Below are 16,772 nucleotides of genomic sequence, written 5' to 3'. Positions count from 1 at the left end.
TCCATTTTTATTTTTCATGAAATTTCCATTGCAACGCTTCGGAAGTTGGCCTAATCTTGGTCGTGAGCGATGGTGCACCGGCTAACCCGTGCCGCAACGCACGCAACCGGAAGGCCGCCCCGCCAGACGCTCCCTTCAATAACGACAGACCGAGAAAGGTGGAGACAATGAGACTTTGCAAGGGCAAGGCTACGCTCAGGATTCTGGTGACGGCATTGACGTTGGCGACGGGATTCGGTGCGGCGTCGGCCGCCCGCGCGGCTGACGCTCACTTCGTGCTGATCAGCCACGCGCCGGATTCGGATTCGTGGTGGAACACCATCAAGAACGCCATCAAACAGGCCGACGAAGATTTCAACGTCGAGACCGATTACCGGAATCCGCCGAACGGCGACATCGCCGACATGGCGCGTCTGATCGAACAGGCGGCCGCCCGCAACTACGATGGCGTGATCGTCTCGATCGCCGACTTCGACGTACTCAAGAGTGCAATCTCCAAGGTCACCGAGAAACACATCCCGCTCGTCACGATCAATTCCGGCACGGAAGCGCAAAGTGCGCAGCTCGGCGCAATCATGCACGTCGGTCAGCCTGAATACACCGCGGGCAAGGCAGCGGGCGAAAAAGCGAAGGCAGCGGGCATCAAGTCGTTCCTGTGTGTCAACCATTACGCAACCAACCCGGCTTCGTTCGAACGCTGCCGAGGCTTTGCCGAAGCGATCGGCGTCGACTTCAAGTCTTCCACGCTCGACGCCGGCCAGGACCCGACCGGTGTGCAATCGAAAGTGAGCGCGTATTTGCGCAATCATCCGAACACTCAGGCGGTGCTCACGCTCGGTCCGCTGTCGGCCGCGCCGACGATCAAGGCGCTGCAGCAGATGGGCCTTGCCGGCAAGGTCTGGTTCGCGACTTTCGATTTCGACAATGACATCGCGAAGGGCATCCAGGACGGCACGATCCAGTTCGCCATCGACCAGCAACCCTACCTGCAAGGCTATATCCCGGTCGCCGTACTGGCCATCGTGAAGAAGGAACACACCACCGATCCGGCGAAGATCCGCCAGATCCTGGAAGCGAATCCGAAGTTCAAGCAACGCCTCGCCACCTACGGCCTGGCACCCGCCTATGGACCGCGCAATATCGGTTCCGGCCCGGGGTTCATCACCAAGGCCAACATCGACAAGGTGGTCAAGTACGCCGGGCAGTATCGCTAACGCATTTCGCTGGAAGTGCGGATACGGGACAACCGTTCCGGCAGGTATGAAGTAAGTGGATGCGGCCGGTGCCAACCGGTCTGGCCGCTCCACGCCTGGGTTCACCACGTTTTACGTGCATCACGCGCCACGCGGTCAGATTGCAATCCGCTCTCGACTGCCACCCCGGGCGCATCAAGGAGAGCTTCAATGGGCGTAGCCAACCCCTTCCACCCCCATTCCCGCAAGCAGCCCCCTTCCGGCACCGGAACGGCGGCGACGCCCAACAGTGCGCCCGCCTCGGCCACCGGCGCCGCGGGGGCCGCGGGGCCCGATGAGCGTGTGCGCCAGGAATCGTGGTTCCGGCATCTGCTGAACCGTCCGGAATTCGCCGCCCTCGCCGGCACCGTGATGGTGTTCCTCGTGTTTGGGATTGCGGCCGGCAACTCCGGCATGTTCAACCTCGACGGCGTGATGAACTGGTCGCAAGTCGCCGCGTATCTCGGCCTGATCGCAGTCGGTGCATGTCTCCTGATGATTGCCGGTGAATTCGATCTGTCGATCGGTTCGATGATCGGCTTCTCGGGCATGATGGTCGCGCTGCCCACCATGTACTTCCACTGGCCGATTGCATTGTCGATCCTGTTTGCGTTCGCCGGCTCGATGCTGCTCGGCGCGCTCAACGGTTATCTGGTGATGCGCACGCGGCTGCCGTCGTTTATCGTGACACTGGCGTTCCTCTTCATCCTGCGTGGGCTCACGCTGGCTCTGTCGGTCATGTTCGCCGACCGCACGATCATCTCCGGCGTGGGCGACGTCGCCGCTCACGACTGGCTCGCCCATACCCTGTTCCAGGGTGTCGCGTTCAAGGGCCTGTTCATCTGGCTCGGCCAGATCGGTGTCGTGAAACTGCTCGACAACGGCAATCCGCTCGTGCCCGGCATTCCGAAAGTCCTGCTCTGGTGGTTCGCGCTGGCCGCAGTCTGCGCGTTCACGCTTGCCAAGACCCGCTTCGGCAACTGGATTTTCGCGGTCGGCGGCGACGCCAACGCGGCCAAGAACGTCGGCGTGCCGGTGCGGCGCGTGAAGATCTCACTGTTCGTGCTGACCGCGTTCTGTGCGTGCCTGTTCGCCGTGCTGCAAGTGTGCGACATCGGGTCGGCAGCGGCCGACCGTGGGCTGCAGGCTGAATTCGAAGCCATCATCGCGGCGGTGATCGGCGGCACGCTGCTGACCGGCGGCTACGGCTCGGTGATCGGCGCCTGCTTCGGCGCGCTGATCTTCGGCGTGGTGCAGATCGGCATCACCTATACGAATGTCGACTCCGACTGGTTCCGCGTGTTCCTCGGCGTGATGCTGCTGATCGCCGTGCTGTTCAATCACTACGTGCGCCGCCGCGTCGCGCAGTCGTAACGAGGAGACGACCATGTCCGATACGAATACCGTGAACACCGTGAACACGGCGGGCACGAGCGAGCCGCAGGACGACGTGATCCTCGCGCTCGAAGACGTCAGCAAGTACTTCGGCCAGGTCATCGCGCTGAGCGGCGTGACCTTGCGCCTGAAACGCGGTGAAGTGCATTGCCTGCTCGGCGACAACGGCGCGGGTAAATCGACGCTGATCAAAACCTTGGCGGGTGTGCATCAACCCTCTTCCGGTCAATACCTGGTCGACGGCAAACCCGTGCTGTTCGAGTCGCCGAAAGACGCGCTCGATCTCGGCATCGCCACGGTCTATCAGGATCTGGCGCTGGTGCCGTTGCTCTCGGTCGCACGCAACTTCTTCATGGGCCGCGAGCCGCAAAAGAAACTGTTCGGCTTTCTGAAGGTGATGGACCTCGAAACCAGCGCGACCACCGCGCGCGACAAACTTGCGGAGATGGGCATCAACGTGCGCGACCCGCATCAGCCGATCGGCACCATGTCCGGCGGCGAGAAGCAATGTCTGGCGATTGCGCGGGCGATTCACTTCGGCGCGCGCGTGCTGATTCTCGACGAGCCGACCGCCGCGCTCGGCGTCAAGCAGAGCTTCAACGTGCTGAAGCTGATCCACACGGCGCGTGCGAAAGGCATCTCGGTGATCTTTATCACGCACAACGTGCATCACGCGTATCCGATCGGCGATTCGTTCACGCTGCTCAATCGCGGCAAATCGCTCGGCACGTTCACCAAGGACACCATCAGCAAGGATGAAGTGCTCGACATGATGGCCGGCGGCGCCGAGATGCAGAAGATGATCGGCGAACTCGAAGGCACGACGATCTGATTCATTCGCGTGGGTTGCCGGCGCTTGCTGCGCCTCACGCCCGCGCTCAGCTATTCAGGAATATTCATGGATCATTCCAGCACATCCAGCGGCGCCGGGATCGTGAACCCAAACGCAACCGGCATTGAGCCCGCGTCCGCTTCAGCGGCCGCGGCCAGCCGTTTCGCACCGGATCGTAGCCGCGACATCGTCTGTCTTGGCCGGCTTGCCGTCGATCTGTACGCGCAGCAGGTCGGCGCGCGGCTCGAAGACGTGTCGAGCTTCGCGAAGTATCTCGGCGGGTCCTCGGCGAATATCGCGTTCGGTTGCGCGCGGCTCGGGCTTCGATCGGCGATGCTGGCGCGTGTCGGCAACGATCACATGGGCCGCTTTCTCACCGAGACCTTGACGAAGGAAGGCTGCGACGTCAGTCATGTACGTATCGATCAGGAGCGCCTGACCGCGCTCGTTCTGCTCGGCCTGAAAGATCGCGATACGTTTCCGCTGATCTTCTATCGTGAGAACTGCGCGGATATGGCCGTGGATGAAGCAGATTTCGACGAGGCGTACATCGCGTCGTCGAAAGCGCTGCTGATTACCGGCACGCATTTTTCGACCGGGCAGGTGAACCGCACAAGCCATCGCGCGCTCGATTACGCACGGCGCAATAACGTGCGCACCGTGCTCGATATCGATTATCGCCCTGTGTTGTGGGGTCTCACGGGCAAAGCGGACGGCGAAACCCGCTTCGTCGCGAGCGAAGGCGTGAGCTCGCACTTGCAGCGCATTCTGCCTTTGTTCGATCTGGTGATCGGCACCGAGGAGGAGTTCCGCATCGCCGGCGGCAAGACCGAACTCGTCGACGCACTCGCGATGGTGCGCGCCGTGACACCGGCCACGCTGGTTCTGAAGCGCGGGCCGATGGGCTGCCAGATCATCGACGGCAAGGTTCCGGCAACGCTCGACGATTTACCGATTCATGGCGGCGTGGAAGTCGAAGTGCTCAACGTGCTCGGCGCGGGCGACGCGTTCGCGTCCGGCTTTCTCTCCGGATGGTTGTGCGACCAGCCACTCGAAGCCTGCGCGCGCGCCGCGAATGCCAGCGGTGCGCTGGTCGTATCGCGTCACGGTTGCGCACCCGCGATGCCGACGCCCGCCGAACTTGACTACTTCCTGCGCGAAGCCAAAGCCGATCCGCAACGCATGCGCCGCCCCGACCGCGATGCGACGCTCGCACGCCTGCATCGTGTCTCCCCTGCCCGTAAACAATGGGACGAAGTACTGGGCTTCGCGTTCGACCACCGCAACCAGTTCTTCGAACTGGCCCAGCAGACCGGTGCCGACGAAGCGCGCATCGCGCAACTGAAGGGCCTGTTCGTGGAAGCCGTCGCGCAGACGGAAGCCGCCTTGGGGTTGCAAGGCCGCATCGGCGTATTGAGCGACGACCGCTACGGTCAGGACGCATTGAACGCCGCCACCGGCCGCGGCTGGTGGATCGGCCGCCCGGTTGAACTGCCCGGGTCCGTGCCGCTCGTGTTCGACCACGGCCGCTCGGTCGGCACCGCGCTGATCGCGTGGCCGCAGGAACACATTGCCAAGTGCCTGGTGCAATTCCATCCCGACGAACCGGTCGAACAACGGCTCGAACAGGAGGCACAACTGCGCGCGCTTTACGACGCGACGCAAGCGAGCGGCCACGAACTGCTACTCGAAGTGATTCCGCCGAAGCACGCGCATCTGCCGCAAGCACCGGACATCGTTTATCGCGCGTTGAAGCGGCTGTACAACATCGGCATCTATCCGGAATGGTGGAAGCTCGAACCGATGGACGCCGCGCAATGGCAAGCCGTCGACGCGCTGATCGCCGAGCGCGATCCGTATTGCCGGGGCGTGGTGCTGCTCGGTTTGTCGGCGGGTGTCGAGCAATTGGACGAGGGCTTTCGCGCGGCGGCACAATCGGCGACATGCCGGGGCTTCACCGTGGGCCGCACGATTTTTCACGAACCGAGCCATGCATGGCTCGCCGGGGAGATCGGCGACGACGAACTGATCGCGCGCGTGCGCCGCACCTTCGAAACGCTGATCGCGTCATGGCGCGCGGCGCGCGGAGCGGCAAACGCGCCGCTTACCACGGCGCGGCATGCACATCAGGAGCAGGCGGCATGAACGAACGCATATTGCATCACGATGCGGCGTCCGCCAACGACGCCGTCCAGGCACGCGCGCCCTCGGGCGGCACCATCCGTCTGACAACCGCCCAGGCGCTGGTGCGCTATCTCGCCGCGCAACGCGTCGCGAGCGAAGACGGCACCGGCACCGAGCCGCTCTTTGGCGGCGTGTTCGCGATCTTCGGGCACGGCAATGTGGCCGGCATGGGCGAAGCGTTGTATCAGCACCGCGAGGCGTTGCCCACCCTGCGTGCCCATAACGAACAGGCGATGGCACACAGCGCGATCGCCTACGCGAAAGCGCATTTTCGCCGCCGTATGATGGCCGTCACGACTTCGATCGGACCCGGCGCGACCAATCTGATCACGGCAGCCGCGCTCGCGCATGTGAATCGTCTGCCCGTGCTGCTGTTACCCGGCGACGTGTTCATCTCGCGCGCGCCCGATCCGGTGTTGCAGCAGGTGGAAGATTTTCATGACGGCGGCGTCTCCGCCAACGATGCGTTCAAGCCCGTGTCGCGCTACTTCGATCGCATCGTGCATCCGGCGCAGTTGCTCAATGCATTGCCGCGCGCCTTGCGTGTGCTCACCGACGCCGCGTTGTGCGGTCCCGTCACGCTCGCGTTGCCCCAGGACGTGCAAGCGCAGGCATGGGATTTCCCTGCTGATTTCTTTGCGCCGCGCGTCATTACGTTTCACTCCCCTGCGCCACGTGCCGAAGACATCGACGCGGCGGTCGCCCGTCTGCGCCGCGCCAGGCGGCCGCTGATCGTCGCGGGCGGTGGCGTGCTTTATGGCCGCGCGACCGAGGCGCTGCACCGCTTCGCCGCCGCACACGGCGTTCCGGTCGCGGAAACGCAGGCCGGCAAGGGTTCGCTCGCGTGGAACGATCCGTTGAACGCCGGCGCATTGGGCGTGACCGGCTCGCCTGCCGCCAATGCGCTCGCACACGATGCGGACTGCGTGCTCGCAATCGGCACACGCTTGCAGGACTTCACCACCGGTTCGAACACCTTGTTCACGCAGGCCGACGTGATCGGCATCAATGCGAATCCGTTCGACGGCCTCAAGCATCGCGCGCTGGTGCTCGAAGCCGATGCCCGTCTTGCACTGGATGCGCTCGCCGAACCTCTGCAAGGCTGGCACGCGGACCGCACATGGACCGCGCGCGCGCACAAACTCGCCACGAGCTGGCGCGATACCGTGGGCACGCTCACGCATGCGCCGCAACGCGACACCGTGCTGCCGTATGAAGGCGACGTGATCGGCGCGGTGCAGCGTTCGAGCGCGCGTTCCACGATGGACGACATCGTCGTTTGCGCAGCGGGAACCTTGCCGGCCGAATTGCACAAGCTATGGCGCGCGGGCAAACCGGGGGCGTACCACGTCGAATACGGCTACTCGTGCATGGGCTACGAAATCGCCGGCGGCCTCGGCGTGAAGCTCGCGCGGCCCGCGCGCGAAGTGATCGTGATGCTCGGCGACGGCAGCTATCTGATGATGAACAGCGAGATCGCGACTTCGGTGATGCTCGGCGCGAAGCTCATCATCCTGGTGCTCGACAATCGCGGCTACGGCTGTATCAATCGCTTGCAGCAGGCCTGCGGTGGCGCGCCGTTCAACAACCTGCTCGACGACTGCATGCAGGGCCCGCTCGGCGCACCGAGGATCGATTTCGCCGCGCATGCGCGCGCGCTTGGCGCGCAGGCTGAACACGTCGCGAACATTGCTGAGCTTGAAAACGCACTGCAACGCGCGCGTGCCGCCGATCGCACCTACGTCATCAGTATCGACACCGACCCCGCCCGCACCACTGACGACGGCGGCTGGTGGTGGGAAGTCGCCGTGCCCGAGGTATCGGCGCGCGACACCGTGCGTGCCGCACGTTCGCAATACGACGCCCAACTCGCCGCCCGCGCCGCGCCCGCCGATCCCGGCGAGCGCCCCGGCCACATCGACACCGAATGAGGACCCTCGCATGACTGCTTTCGACGTACGTATCGGCATCAACCCCTTATCGTGGATGAACGACGACCTCCCTTCGCTCGGCGGCGAAACGCCGCTCGAAGTCGCGCTCACCGAAGGACGCCAGATCGGCTATCAGGGGTTCGAGCTCGGCAACAAATTTCCGCGCGAACCACAGGCGTTGAAGACGTTGCTTGCCCAATACGATCTGGCCTTGGTATCCGGCTGGTACTCCGGACGACTCGCGCGACGCAGCGTGGCAGAGGAAATCGCCGCGGTCGGCCCGCACCTCGAGCTGCTCGCGCAGAACGGCGCGACGGTGATGGTCTACGGCGAAGTCGCCGATTCGATCCAGGGCGCGCCGCAGCCGCTGTATCAACGTCCGCGTTTTTTCAGCGACGCGCAGTGGGCTGCCTATGCGGCACGCGTCGATGAATTCGCGCGCTACACGCTAAGCCGCGGCGTACGGCTCGCGTACCACCATCACATGGGCGCGTATGTCGAAACGCCGGCTGACGTCGACCAGTTGATGTCGCGCACGAGCGACGCCGTGGGTTTGCTGTTCGATGCGGGGCACATCACGTTTGCCAGCGGCGATCCACTCGCGGTACTCGACAAGCACATTGACCGCGTATGTCATGTGCACTGCAAGGACGTTCGGCCTGCGGTGATGAAGCTGGCACGCAACCGGAACTGGAGTTTTCTCGACGCCGTGATCAACGGTGCATTCACGGTACCGGGCGATGGCGCGGTGAACTTTGCCGCGCTCATTGATCGATTGAAGCGGCATGGTTATCGCGGCTGGCTGGTAGTTGAAGCGGAACAGGACCCGGTGGTGGCGCCGTCATACGACTATGCGGAGAAAGGCTTTCGGACCTTGCGAGCGATGGTCGATGCGCCGCTTGGCGCCGGTGACAAGACTGAGCAGGAGGCGGCATGAGTTTATTGGTGAAGGCGCAGCGCGAGGGCCAGACAATCGTGCGGGTGACGCCTGAGTCGGCGTGCTGGCGGTATGTGGGGTTTGCTGCTTACCGGCTGGGCGCGGATGAAGTCGTGCATGTTTTCGAGCCGTCCCGTGAAGTGTGTATCGTGGTGCTGATGGGCGCGGTGGATATTGAAACGGCTGATGCCAAATGGAGTTCGCTGGGTTCGCGCGATAGCGTGTTCGAGGATTCCGCGCCGTATGCGCTGTATTTGCCGCCTGGCGTGCGGGCGACGGTTCGCGCCTGTCGCGATGCGGAGGTTGGCGTGGCGAGTGCGCCTGGCAAGGGGGCGTATCCGGCGAGGTTGATCGAACCTTCCACGATGAAGCGCTCCACGCGTGGCAAGGGGCTGAATACACGATACGTATGCGATATTCTTCCGCAGACTGAGCTTGCGGAGTCTTTGCTGGTTGTTGAGGTTCGGACGCCCGGTGGGCATGCTTCCAGCTATCCGCCGCATAAGCACGATACGGATAATGTGCCTCATGAGAGTTCACTCGAAGAGACTTACTATCATCGGCTCGATCCGCCGCAAGGGTTTGCTTTTCAGCGTGTGTATACGGATATGCGTGATATCGATGAGTCGATGGCTGTCGAGAATCACGATGTCGTGATGGTGCCGCGTGGGTATCATCCGGTTGTTGTTCCCTATGGGTATGAGTCTTATTATTTGAATGTGATGGCGGGAGGACAGCGCGTGTGGCATTTTCGTAATGATCCTGCGCATGAGTGGATTGTTAATAAGGATGGTTGACGGTTTTTTTTTTGCGGAGCGGTTGTTTGTTTGTGTGCCTGCGGGGGTGGCCTTTCCTTGATCTCGTTGCCTGCGCGGCGCTTTTGGCTGTGTGCCTGCAGCGTTGGCCTTTCCTTGAGTTGATATCGGTCTATTAGTGTTGCCCCTGTGCGGGGCGGCACTTACTTTCTTTGCCGCCGCGTAACTATTCAGCAGCCACCAAAGGCGAAACGACTAATCCGGCGAAGCTCAACGCCAGCGCATTGATCAGCGAGCGGTTCTGCTTGCGCAGGGTGGCAAGGTAGGAGCGGATCGTGCAGAACGCCTGCATGCCCGATTCTGCGCGGAAGCATCCTGAGATTTTCTGTTTGAGTTTGAGCATACGGATGTCGCGTTCGGCCTGGTTGTTATCGAACGGGACGCGGTGGTCTGCAATGAAACGCCACACTTCGCGTGCATACCTCTGAAGGCGCCGGAGCAGGTTGTATGTAAAACTTTGCCTGATTCTGCCGCGGCGGTCCTCGCGCGTCGGTTCACGTGCCTGTTGCGGATTGAGTCGGCGCGCCTGGGCAATCAGCATCCGGCTACGCCGCGCATAATGGCGTTGGCGCGATTGATCCAGCGCTGCGTTGCCCGAGGCCAGACTGAGGTCAGCCTCACGCTTTGCCTGGCAAAGCAGATCGATCATCTGCTGTGCCCAGGTTTGCTGCGTGGACTCCAGCACAAACACCAGTTCGCGCAGATGGTGCGCATTGCACAGCGCATGTTCACATTCATAGCCCGCGTACGGCCCCCAGCCGTCATGGACCGCGATGCCCTTGAAGCCGGGGAGAATGCCGAAGCTATCCAACGCCTCGCTACCGCGCTTGCGGTGTGAGCCATACCAGCTCAACATGCGTGTCGAGGCGACATGCAGCCAGTGAGGCGTGCGACCCACGCGCATTGAACTCTCATCGAAATGCACCACGGGCTGCTCGCGTAGCGCCTGTTTGATCTGTTCAACCGCCGGCGCCAGCAGCTGCGCGGCCTGATCAATGCTGTGCTGTACGGTTCCCGTACTCACAGGCAGACCAAACAGGTCTTCCAGCGCCTGAGCGGTACGCGCTACCGGCAACTGCTGGTATTGCGTCAGATAGACCGCCGCGGCGCGCACCTGGGGACCGTACTGGACCGCCTGGCTCACGCCCTGGGGAAACATGCCCGAATGCTGCTTGCCGCAGCGGCACTGCGCGATCTGGACGCGATGTTCGGTCACCTCAAAGCGCGTGGGCGGCAGATCGATCACCTGACGGCCTTCGGGCAACACGGCAATGCGGGCCGGTTTGATGCGTTTGCCGCATGCATCGCACACCGGCGCCACTGGGTGAATCTTGATGTGATCGGGCTGCGCTACGCGTTTGAGCGTCTTGCCCTTGTGCCCAGGTTGCGCACCGGGCTTGGCGCCGCTCGTGCCACGCAACGACTTCGGTTTGCGCCTGGGCCCATCGCTTGACGGCGGCTTGCTGGAGTTATGACTGTCCTTCTCCAGTTTCGCTTCGAGCTCGTTCAGACGTCTCACCAGATCAATGATGAGCGCGTCCTTCTGTTCGTGCGTCAGGTCCTTGATGTCTGGCATCTTCGTCATGTCCTTCACTATGCACAGCCTGGCAACAGTTTACAAGCTGAATAGTTACGCCGCCGCAAAGAAAGATAAGCAAAGAAAGCGGCTCACACCGCCAGCCCATAAGCGGGGCCCCCGCACAGTCGCGGTAGTGGTGCATCTGGAATCCATGCCCTCGCACATTCGGCGTGAGTGACAAAGCACTCATACTTCCCGCCTCGCACTGCGTGCTCACCGGAAGGGTTCATCACGCAAACCAGCGGCTTCGCTTGAGCCCGATGGGAGCCATCGGCTTCGCCTCGGTGAGGCGCACCACACTCGGGGTCGACCGCACTTCAAATGAAATGTCAGTGCGTCGCACCTCCACTCGCATTCGCCTCGTAGCCACGCCCGAAGGAGAGAAGCCACAGTTGCATTCGCAGTCGCCGTTGCTGTTGCTGTTGCTGTTGCTGTTGCTGTTGCTGTTGCTGTTGCTGTTGCTGTTGCTGTTGCTGTTGCTGTTGCTGTTGCTGTTGCTGTTGCTGTTGCATCAGGGTTATGCGATGCCGAGCTGCGGCAGCGAGTAAAACGTGGGCGTCAAACGCGGTGGGCGGTTTTATGAAGCACGTTTCGGCGCGCGCAGCGGCGCCGGGAGTACTATGGCTTTATCCAACAGAAACCGATGGTTCACTAAGTCCCGAGCGAAGCCACCGACCTTCCTGATGAACCCTTCCGGCGAGCACGCAGGGCGAGGCGGGAAGTATGACGGCCTTGTCACTGACGCCAAATGTGCGAGAGCACAGATTCCAGATGCACCACTACCGCGACTGTGCGGGGGCCCCGCTTCTGAGCTGGCGGTTTGAGCCGCTTTCTTTTGCCTACTTTTCTTTGCGGCAGGCAAAGAAAAGTAGGTGCTGCCCCGCACAGGGGCGACGCTAATAGACCAATAACAAATCAAGGAAAGGCCAACGCCAAAAAACCACAGACAATAAGCGCCGCGCAGGCAAAAAAACTGTGACAGGGCGCATCAGGACAGCAAAATAGTCACGAATTCAAATGCGGCGCTGCAATACAACCGCAGCGAGACACCCGCCAAAAACGCTGCTGTTCGGCTTTAACAAACCCACCTTGCCCGCCGTGGAACCGCAACTACCTAACCCACCCCGAGCCATTCCTGCATCACGTCCGGTCGCTTCAAAAACAACGCAAGCGTGTCATCGAACACAATTTCGCCATGTCCCATCACCGCCACCCGGCTAGCAATGTCTTGCGCAATCACGAGCCGCTGTTCGATCAGCAGCATCGCCACACCCCGCTCACGCAGCATTCGCAGACATTGCGCGACCTGCCCGATCACCTGGCTGGCCAGTCCCTCGCCGGGTTCGTCGATGACCAGCAGGTCGGGATCGCCGAGCAATGCCCGGGCAAGCGTCAGCATCTGCTGTTCACCGCCGGATAGCGCGCCGGCACGCGTGCCCATCCTTTCGCGCAGGACGGGAAACAGTTCATAGGCGTCGTCAAAGGCAAAGCGCGCGGTGCGGCCGCGAGCCCGCGGCGCCACACCGAGTTGCAGATTCTCGTGGACGCTCAGCGTCGGAAAGACGTCGCGATGTTCCGGCACGTAACCGAGTCCCAGGCGGGCGATCTCGAAGGTGCGCAGCCCGCTGAGTGCATGGCCGGCAAAACGCAACTTGCCCTCGCTGCGCACGAGACCCATGATCGCGCGCGCCAGCGTCGAGCGTCCGGAGCCGTTGCGCCCGACCAGCGCGACGACCTCTCCCGCGCCGATCTGCAACGACACGCCACGCAGGGCCTGGCTCGCGCCGTACCATGCATTCAATTGTTGAATGTCGAGCAAGGCGGTCATGGGCGGAAGTCGTCGCCGAGATAAGCGGCGCGCACTGCCGCGTCCGCGCGAATCGCCGCCGGCGTACCAGTCGCGATGATGCGGCCTTGCACCAGCACCGAAATGCGATCGGCGATCGCGAACACGGCGTCCATGTCGTGCTCGACCATCAGCAGCGTGCGGCCCGCGGTGGTCGAGCGAATCAGCTCGATGGCGCGCGCCGCTTCGGCGCGGTTCATGCCGGCGGTAGGTTCATCGAGCAGCAAGGTATGCGCGCCACCCGCGAGAGCAATGCCGAGGTCGAGCGCGCGCTGCTCGGCATAGCTCAGTGTGCCGGCCTGGCTATGCCGGCGCGCACTCAGCCCCACTACATCGAGCACCTGATCGGCGCGTGCATCGACCGTGCGTGAACCGCTGAAACGCTGCCACCAGTGCGTGCGGTCGCGCTCGGCCAGCATGGCCGCACAGCGCAGGTTGTCGAACACGCTGAGGCGAGCGAACACGCTGGTGGTCTGGAAACTGCGCGCGAGGCCACGGCGCGTGATCGCGGCCGGCGCGAGACGCGTGATCTCCGTACCGAACAGATCGATGCGCCCGGCGTTCGGACGCGCGCCACCGGCGATCAGATTGAAGAGCGTCGATTTGCCGGCGCCGTTCGGGCCGATCAACGCATGGCGCTCACCGGGCTCGATCGCAAGATCGACGCCGCGCAGAATCTGCGTGGCGCCAAAGCGTTTTTCGATGCCGTAGAGCGCGAGGGCCGGGATCATCGTGCGTCTCCGGTGCTCGGCGCAGCACTGGCGCGAACGGCAAGACGTGCCTGCGCGCGACGTGCGTAGCGTGCCGCGAGTGCCCCCGTGATGGCCAGCATGAAAACCGCGCCGCCTAGCCAAAGATGGGGTGAGGCCGTCGCCAGCGGCACGCCGATCACGTTGAAAGCCGCGCCATCGTCAGCACCGAATTGCACGGCATAGGCCCACTGCACCGCGAGCACAACGGCCAGCGTCCACAGCGCCGCCGAGGCCACGCCCCATAGATAAGCCTTGCTGCACACGCGCCAGCCGTAGCCAGACAGGCGTGCCGTGTGCCGTTGCGCGAAGCCCGCCAGTCCATCCGGCGAGGCCACCACGATCACGATGAAGAACAGCCCCAGATAGAACAGCCAGGCCCGCGTCACACTCGCCACCGCAACGCTGAAAAACGTCAGGACGATCGCGCCGGCGACCGGCCCGAAAAACGCCGCCGTACCGCCGATCACCGTCGCGATCAGCACGGCGCCCGAGCGCATCATGCCGACGCTTTCCGTCGACACCAGTTCGACATTGATCAGCCCTAGGGTGCCTGCAATGCCCGCAAAAAACGCCGACATCACCACCACGCCATAGCGGACGCGGCGCGGGTAGCAGCCGATCGCCGCCGCGCGCGCCGGATTGTCGCGCACGGCGTTGGCAAGCCGCATGAACGGTGTGCGCGACAACGCGAACATCGCCACGCTCGCCAGCACGCACCACAACGCGATCAGCGCATACGCTTCGCGTGCCGGGCCGAAGCTCCAAGTTGCGAGCAGCGGCCCGCTCGCGCGATCGATCGGCACGCCAGCCTCGCCGCCGAACCAGTCGGGCAGTGTCCACGCGGCCGCCGCGACGAGTTCGCCGATGCCGAGCGTGATCATCGCGAACGCCGTTCCGGCGCGCCGCGTCGACACGAAACCGAACAGCACCCCGCACAGCGCGCCGCCGATGCCGCCGATCAACGGCAGCAGCACGAGCGGCACGCCGATGCGGTTGAACACTTGCGCCGCGATGAGCGCGCCGAGGCCGGAATAAGCGGCATGACCGAACGACAGCAAGCCCGTTTCGCCGAGCAGCAGGTTGTAGGAGAGCGCGAAGACGATCATCGTCGCGGTCTGCGCGAGATAGGCGAGCAGCCAGCTTTGCGGCCACACCAAGGGCGGCACGGCGAGGAACAGGACGAGCGCGAGCCAGGGTGCGACGATTCGCGGCATCGAGCGAGACGTCGCGACGGGCATCGCGAACGTGTCGGGCGGCTCACGCATGATCGTCGCGCCGGCCGAACAGTCCACGCGGACGCAGCGCCAGCATCGCAACAAGCAGCAGATAGGGAATCAGCGGCGCGAATTGCGCGAGTGTCAACGCGTCCCATTCGGCCGGCAGCGCGCCTCCGAATGCCCATGTGAGATCGCCCAACGACACGTCGCTCGCCACCGCAAAGGTCTGCACGCAGCCGACGATCAATGACGCCGCCAGCGCCCCGCTCAACGAGCCCAGGCCGCCGATCACGACCACCACGAACACGATCGACCCCAGCGACTCCGCCATCGCCGGCTCGATTACGAAGAGCGGCGCGCCGATCACGCCGGCCAGAGCGGCGAGCGCCGTGCCCGCCGCGAACACGCCGGTGAACACGCGCGGCACGTTGTGGCCGAGCGCCTCGACAGCGCTCGCATGCGTGAGCGCGGCGCGCACGATCAGCCCCGCCTTCGACACGCGCAGCACCGCGTAGAGCACCGCCAGCATCGCCAGCGACACCGCCATCATGAAGGCCCGATAGCGTGCGAAGGCCGCGCCGTAGACCATGAACAACGGTCCGTCGAGCGCGGCCGGCACAGTGGCGCCAAGCGGACTCAGCCCCCAGCCGAGCTTGACCAGCTCGCCGAGCAGATACGCGGCGCCGAACGTCAGCAATAATTCGGGCAGATGACCGTGCACCCGCACGCGGCGCAGCAGCCAGCGCTCCAGCGCCGCGCCGATCAAGCCGACAACGAGCGGCGCGATCACCAGCGCACTCCAGAAACCCGCATGCGCCGCCACCGAAAAGCCGACATACGCGCCGAGCATGTAGAAGCTCGCGTGGGCGAAATTCAGCACGCCGAGCATGCTGAAAATCAGCGTCAAACCTGCCGACAGCATGAACAACAGCAGGCCGTAACTCACGCCGTTGAGCAGATTGATGACGAACGACTGCACGCGCCTATTCCGCCTGCACCGCGACGGTTAGCGGCTCGAGCGCCGCGCGCAGCTCAGCGGGCAGAGTCACCGGACGACGCGTGACGCGATCCACGTACACGTGCACGAAATGACCTTGCGCCGCGGGTTGATCGTCGCCATCCTTGAAGAGACCGACTTCGTAGCGCACGCTCGAGCTACCGAGCCGCACCACTCGCAAGCCCGCTTCGACCCGCTCGGGAAACACCAGCGGCGCGAAGTAATTGCAATGTGTCTCGACCACGAGGCCGATCGTCGCGCCGTGCTCGAAGTCGAGCACGCCGGCGCGAATCAGATATTCGTTCACCACCGTGTCGAAGTAGCTGTAATAGACGACGTTGTTGACGTGGCCATAGACGTCGTTATCCATCCAGCGTGTGGTGATCGGCAGAAAATGCGGGTAGGCGCTGCGCGTGGCGGGTGTGGGTTTGTTCATCGTGATGTGGTGGAGTGGATGGCCAAGCTCATTGGCGTAACTTACTGCCCCGGCCTTTCGACAAATTCGAACGGCAGTCCGCGCCGCCGCATCCATTCGCCGAGCGCCTGCCCGGTGCCCGCGCGCCATGGACGCAGTTTGGCCGGCTCGACCAGCCGGTATTCGAGCAATTCGGGCGACAGCGCCACCGTGCCGTACGCCTTCACGTGATACGCGATGATCAGCTCGTTCTTGCGGATGAATTCGTACACGCCGATCAATTCGACGGTCTCCGCATGCAGCGAGGTTTCTTCGAGCACCTCGCGGGCGATACCCTCTTCCGGCGTCTCGCCGTTCTCGAGGAAGCCGGTGATCAGCGCGAACATGCCTTCAGGCCAGGCGGCGTTGCGCGCGAGCAGGATCTTGCCCTCGTACTCGACGATCGCGGCCACGACCGGCAGCGGATTGTTCCAGTGGACGTAGCCGCATTCGTTGTCGGGACAGATCTGGCGGATGCGGCCGCCTTCGTGTTCGGCATCGGCGCGCTCGATCAAAGGTGTAGCGCAGCGCGGACAAAATTGGTATTCGGTCATGGCGAGTGGGGCGTCTCTTATGTTTTTGGGTGCGGTTTTGTTCAGCG

At 63.3% G+C, this 16,772-nt stretch carries 15 protein-coding genes; 8 read left to right on the top strand and 7 right to left on the bottom strand.

Features of this window, described 5'->3' with window-relative positions; translation table 11 throughout:
- Positions 1-167: 167 nt before the first annotated feature.
- From P0D84_RS06035 to iolB, 7 genes are all read left to right on the top strand, one after another.
- A complete protein-coding gene (locus P0D84_RS06035) occupies positions 168-1,214 on the top strand; it encodes a sugar ABC transporter substrate-binding protein (RefSeq protein ID WP_323046696.1) in 1,047 nt (348 codons plus the stop codon).
- Between the two features lie 189 nt (positions 1,215-1,403).
- Positions 1,404-2,606 (top strand): ABC transporter permease, encoded by a 1,203-nt coding sequence (locus tag P0D84_RS06030; protein ID WP_408333534.1) that lies wholly within the window; start codon positions 1,404-1,406, stop codon positions 2,604-2,606.
- 13 nt (positions 2,607-2,619) lie between these two features.
- Positions 2,620-3,459 carry an ATP-binding cassette domain-containing protein gene (locus tag P0D84_RS06025; protein ID WP_408333531.1) on the top strand — a complete coding sequence of 280 codons (840 nt, stop codon included), beginning with the start codon at positions 2,620-2,622 and terminating at the stop codon, positions 3,457-3,459.
- A 66-nt stretch (positions 3,460-3,525) separates the two neighbouring features.
- Positions 3,526-5,604, top strand: a complete 2,079-nt coding sequence (locus tag P0D84_RS06020; RefSeq protein ID WP_408333528.1) for a bifunctional 5-dehydro-2-deoxygluconokinase/5-dehydro-2-deoxyphosphogluconate aldolase — start codon at positions 3,526-3,528, stop codon at positions 5,602-5,604.
- Complete coding sequence (iolD, locus tag P0D84_RS06015; protein WP_408333525.1) at positions 5,601-7,574, top strand: 3D-(3,5/4)-trihydroxycyclohexane-1,2-dione acylhydrolase (decyclizing); 1,974 nt, start codon at positions 5,601-5,603, stop codon at positions 7,572-7,574. The genes P0D84_RS06020 and iolD overlap by 4 nt, the downstream gene beginning before the upstream one ends.
- A 10-nt stretch (positions 7,575-7,584) precedes the next feature.
- Positions 7,585-8,511 carry a myo-inosose-2 dehydratase gene (iolE, locus tag P0D84_RS06010; RefSeq protein WP_408333522.1) on the top strand — a complete coding sequence of 309 codons (927 nt, stop codon included), beginning with the start codon at positions 7,585-7,587 and terminating at the stop codon, positions 8,509-8,511.
- Complete coding sequence (gene iolB, locus P0D84_RS06005) at positions 8,508-9,308, top strand: 5-deoxy-glucuronate isomerase (protein WP_408333519.1); 801 nt, start codon at positions 8,508-8,510, stop codon at positions 9,306-9,308. Before iolE ends, iolB begins: the two co-directional genes overlap by 4 nt.
- Before the next feature lie 184 nt (positions 9,309-9,492).
- Here the strand turns inward: iolB and tnpC are convergent, their stop codons facing one another.
- Positions 9,493-10,911, bottom strand: coding sequence for an IS66 family transposase (gene tnpC / locus P0D84_RS06000; protein WP_408333516.1), 1,419 nt, complete (start codon positions 10,909-10,911; stop codon positions 9,493-9,495).
- 326 nt (positions 10,912-11,237) lie between these two features.
- Between tnpC and P0D84_RS05995 the strand changes: the two genes are divergently transcribed.
- Complete coding sequence (locus P0D84_RS05995; RefSeq protein ID WP_408333513.1) at positions 11,238-11,453, top strand: hypothetical protein; 216 nt, start codon at positions 11,238-11,240, stop codon at positions 11,451-11,453.
- A 566-nt stretch (positions 11,454-12,019) separates the two neighbouring features.
- On the opposite strand, the gene P0D84_RS05990 is transcribed toward P0D84_RS05995, so the two are convergent.
- The 6 genes from P0D84_RS05990 to P0D84_RS05965 are packed head-to-tail and all read right to left on the bottom strand — an operon-like array spanning position 12,020 to position 16,725.
- Positions 12,020-12,733 carry an ABC transporter ATP-binding protein gene (locus P0D84_RS05990; RefSeq protein ID WP_408333510.1) on the bottom strand — a complete coding sequence of 238 codons (714 nt, stop codon included), beginning with the start codon at positions 12,731-12,733 and terminating at the stop codon, positions 12,020-12,022.
- The gene (locus tag P0D84_RS05985) at positions 12,730-13,482 is read right to left on the bottom strand and encodes an ABC transporter ATP-binding protein (RefSeq protein ID WP_408333507.1); all 753 of its coding nucleotides are present in this window, start codon (positions 13,480-13,482) and stop codon (positions 12,730-12,732) included. Before P0D84_RS05985 ends, P0D84_RS05990 begins: the two co-directional genes overlap by 4 nt.
- The gene (locus P0D84_RS05980; RefSeq protein ID WP_408333504.1) at positions 13,479-14,768 is read right to left on the bottom strand and encodes a branched-chain amino acid ABC transporter permease; all 1,290 of its coding nucleotides are present in this window, start codon (positions 14,766-14,768) and stop codon (positions 13,479-13,481) included. The genes P0D84_RS05985 and P0D84_RS05980 overlap by 4 nt, the downstream gene beginning before the upstream one ends.
- Complete coding sequence (locus tag P0D84_RS05975; RefSeq protein ID WP_408333501.1) at positions 14,761-15,699, bottom strand: branched-chain amino acid ABC transporter permease; 939 nt, start codon at positions 15,697-15,699, stop codon at positions 14,761-14,763. Before P0D84_RS05975 ends, P0D84_RS05980 begins: the two co-directional genes overlap by 8 nt.
- A 4-nt stretch (positions 15,700-15,703) precedes the next feature.
- A complete protein-coding gene (locus tag P0D84_RS05970; protein WP_408333498.1) occupies positions 15,704-16,153 on the bottom strand; it encodes an acyl-CoA thioesterase in 450 nt (149 codons plus the stop codon).
- 41 nt (positions 16,154-16,194) lie between these two features.
- Entirely contained in the window at positions 16,195-16,725 is a 531-nt protein-coding gene (locus P0D84_RS05965; RefSeq protein WP_408333495.1) for an NUDIX domain-containing protein, read from the bottom strand.
- Between the last annotated feature and the right edge of the window lie 47 nt (positions 16,726-16,772).

Origin of the sequence: Paraburkholderia sp. RL17-337-BIB-A (assembly GCF_046025895.1) — a bacterium.
In the GTDB taxonomy this organism is placed as follows: Bacteria; Pseudomonadota; Gammaproteobacteria; order Burkholderiales; family Burkholderiaceae; genus Paraburkholderia; species Paraburkholderia fungorum_C.
This window is presented reverse-complemented; position numbering and strand designations above follow the sequence as displayed.

Coding starts and splice junctions, on each gene's coding strand:
- P0D84_RS06035 (WP_323046696.1), top strand. CDS start 168: ATGAGACTTTGCAAGGGCAAGGCTACGCTCAGGATTCTGGTGACGGCA.
- P0D84_RS06030 (WP_408333534.1), top strand. CDS start 1,404: ATGGGCGTAGCCAACCCCTTCCACCCCCATTCCCGCAAGCAGCCCCCT.
- P0D84_RS06025 (WP_408333531.1), top strand. CDS start 2,620: ATGTCCGATACGAATACCGTGAACACCGTGAACACGGCGGGCACGAGC.
- P0D84_RS06020 (WP_408333528.1), top strand. CDS start 3,526: ATGGATCATTCCAGCACATCCAGCGGCGCCGGGATCGTGAACCCAAAC.
- iolD (WP_408333525.1), top strand. CDS start 5,601: ATGAACGAACGCATATTGCATCACGATGCGGCGTCCGCCAACGACGCC.
- iolE (WP_408333522.1), top strand. CDS start 7,585: ATGACTGCTTTCGACGTACGTATCGGCATCAACCCCTTATCGTGGATG.
- iolB (WP_408333519.1), top strand. CDS start 8,508: ATGAGTTTATTGGTGAAGGCGCAGCGCGAGGGCCAGACAATCGTGCGG.
- tnpC (WP_408333516.1), bottom strand. CDS start 10,911: ATGACGAAGATGCCAGACATCAAGGACCTGACGCACGAACAGAAGGAC.
- P0D84_RS05990 (WP_408333510.1), bottom strand. CDS start 12,733: ATGACCGCCTTGCTCGACATTCAACAATTGAATGCATGGTACGGCGCG.
- P0D84_RS05985 (WP_408333507.1), bottom strand. CDS start 13,482: ATGATCCCGGCCCTCGCGCTCTACGGCATCGAAAAACGCTTTGGCGCC.
- P0D84_RS05980 (WP_408333504.1), bottom strand. CDS start 14,768: ATGCGTGAGCCGCCCGACACGTTCGCGATGCCCGTCGCGACGTCTCGC.
- P0D84_RS05970 (WP_408333498.1), bottom strand. CDS start 16,153: ATGAACAAACCCACACCCGCCACGCGCAGCGCCTACCCGCATTTTCTG.
- P0D84_RS05965 (WP_408333495.1), bottom strand. CDS start 16,725: ATGACCGAATACCAATTTTGTCCGCGCTGCGCTACACCTTTGATCGAG.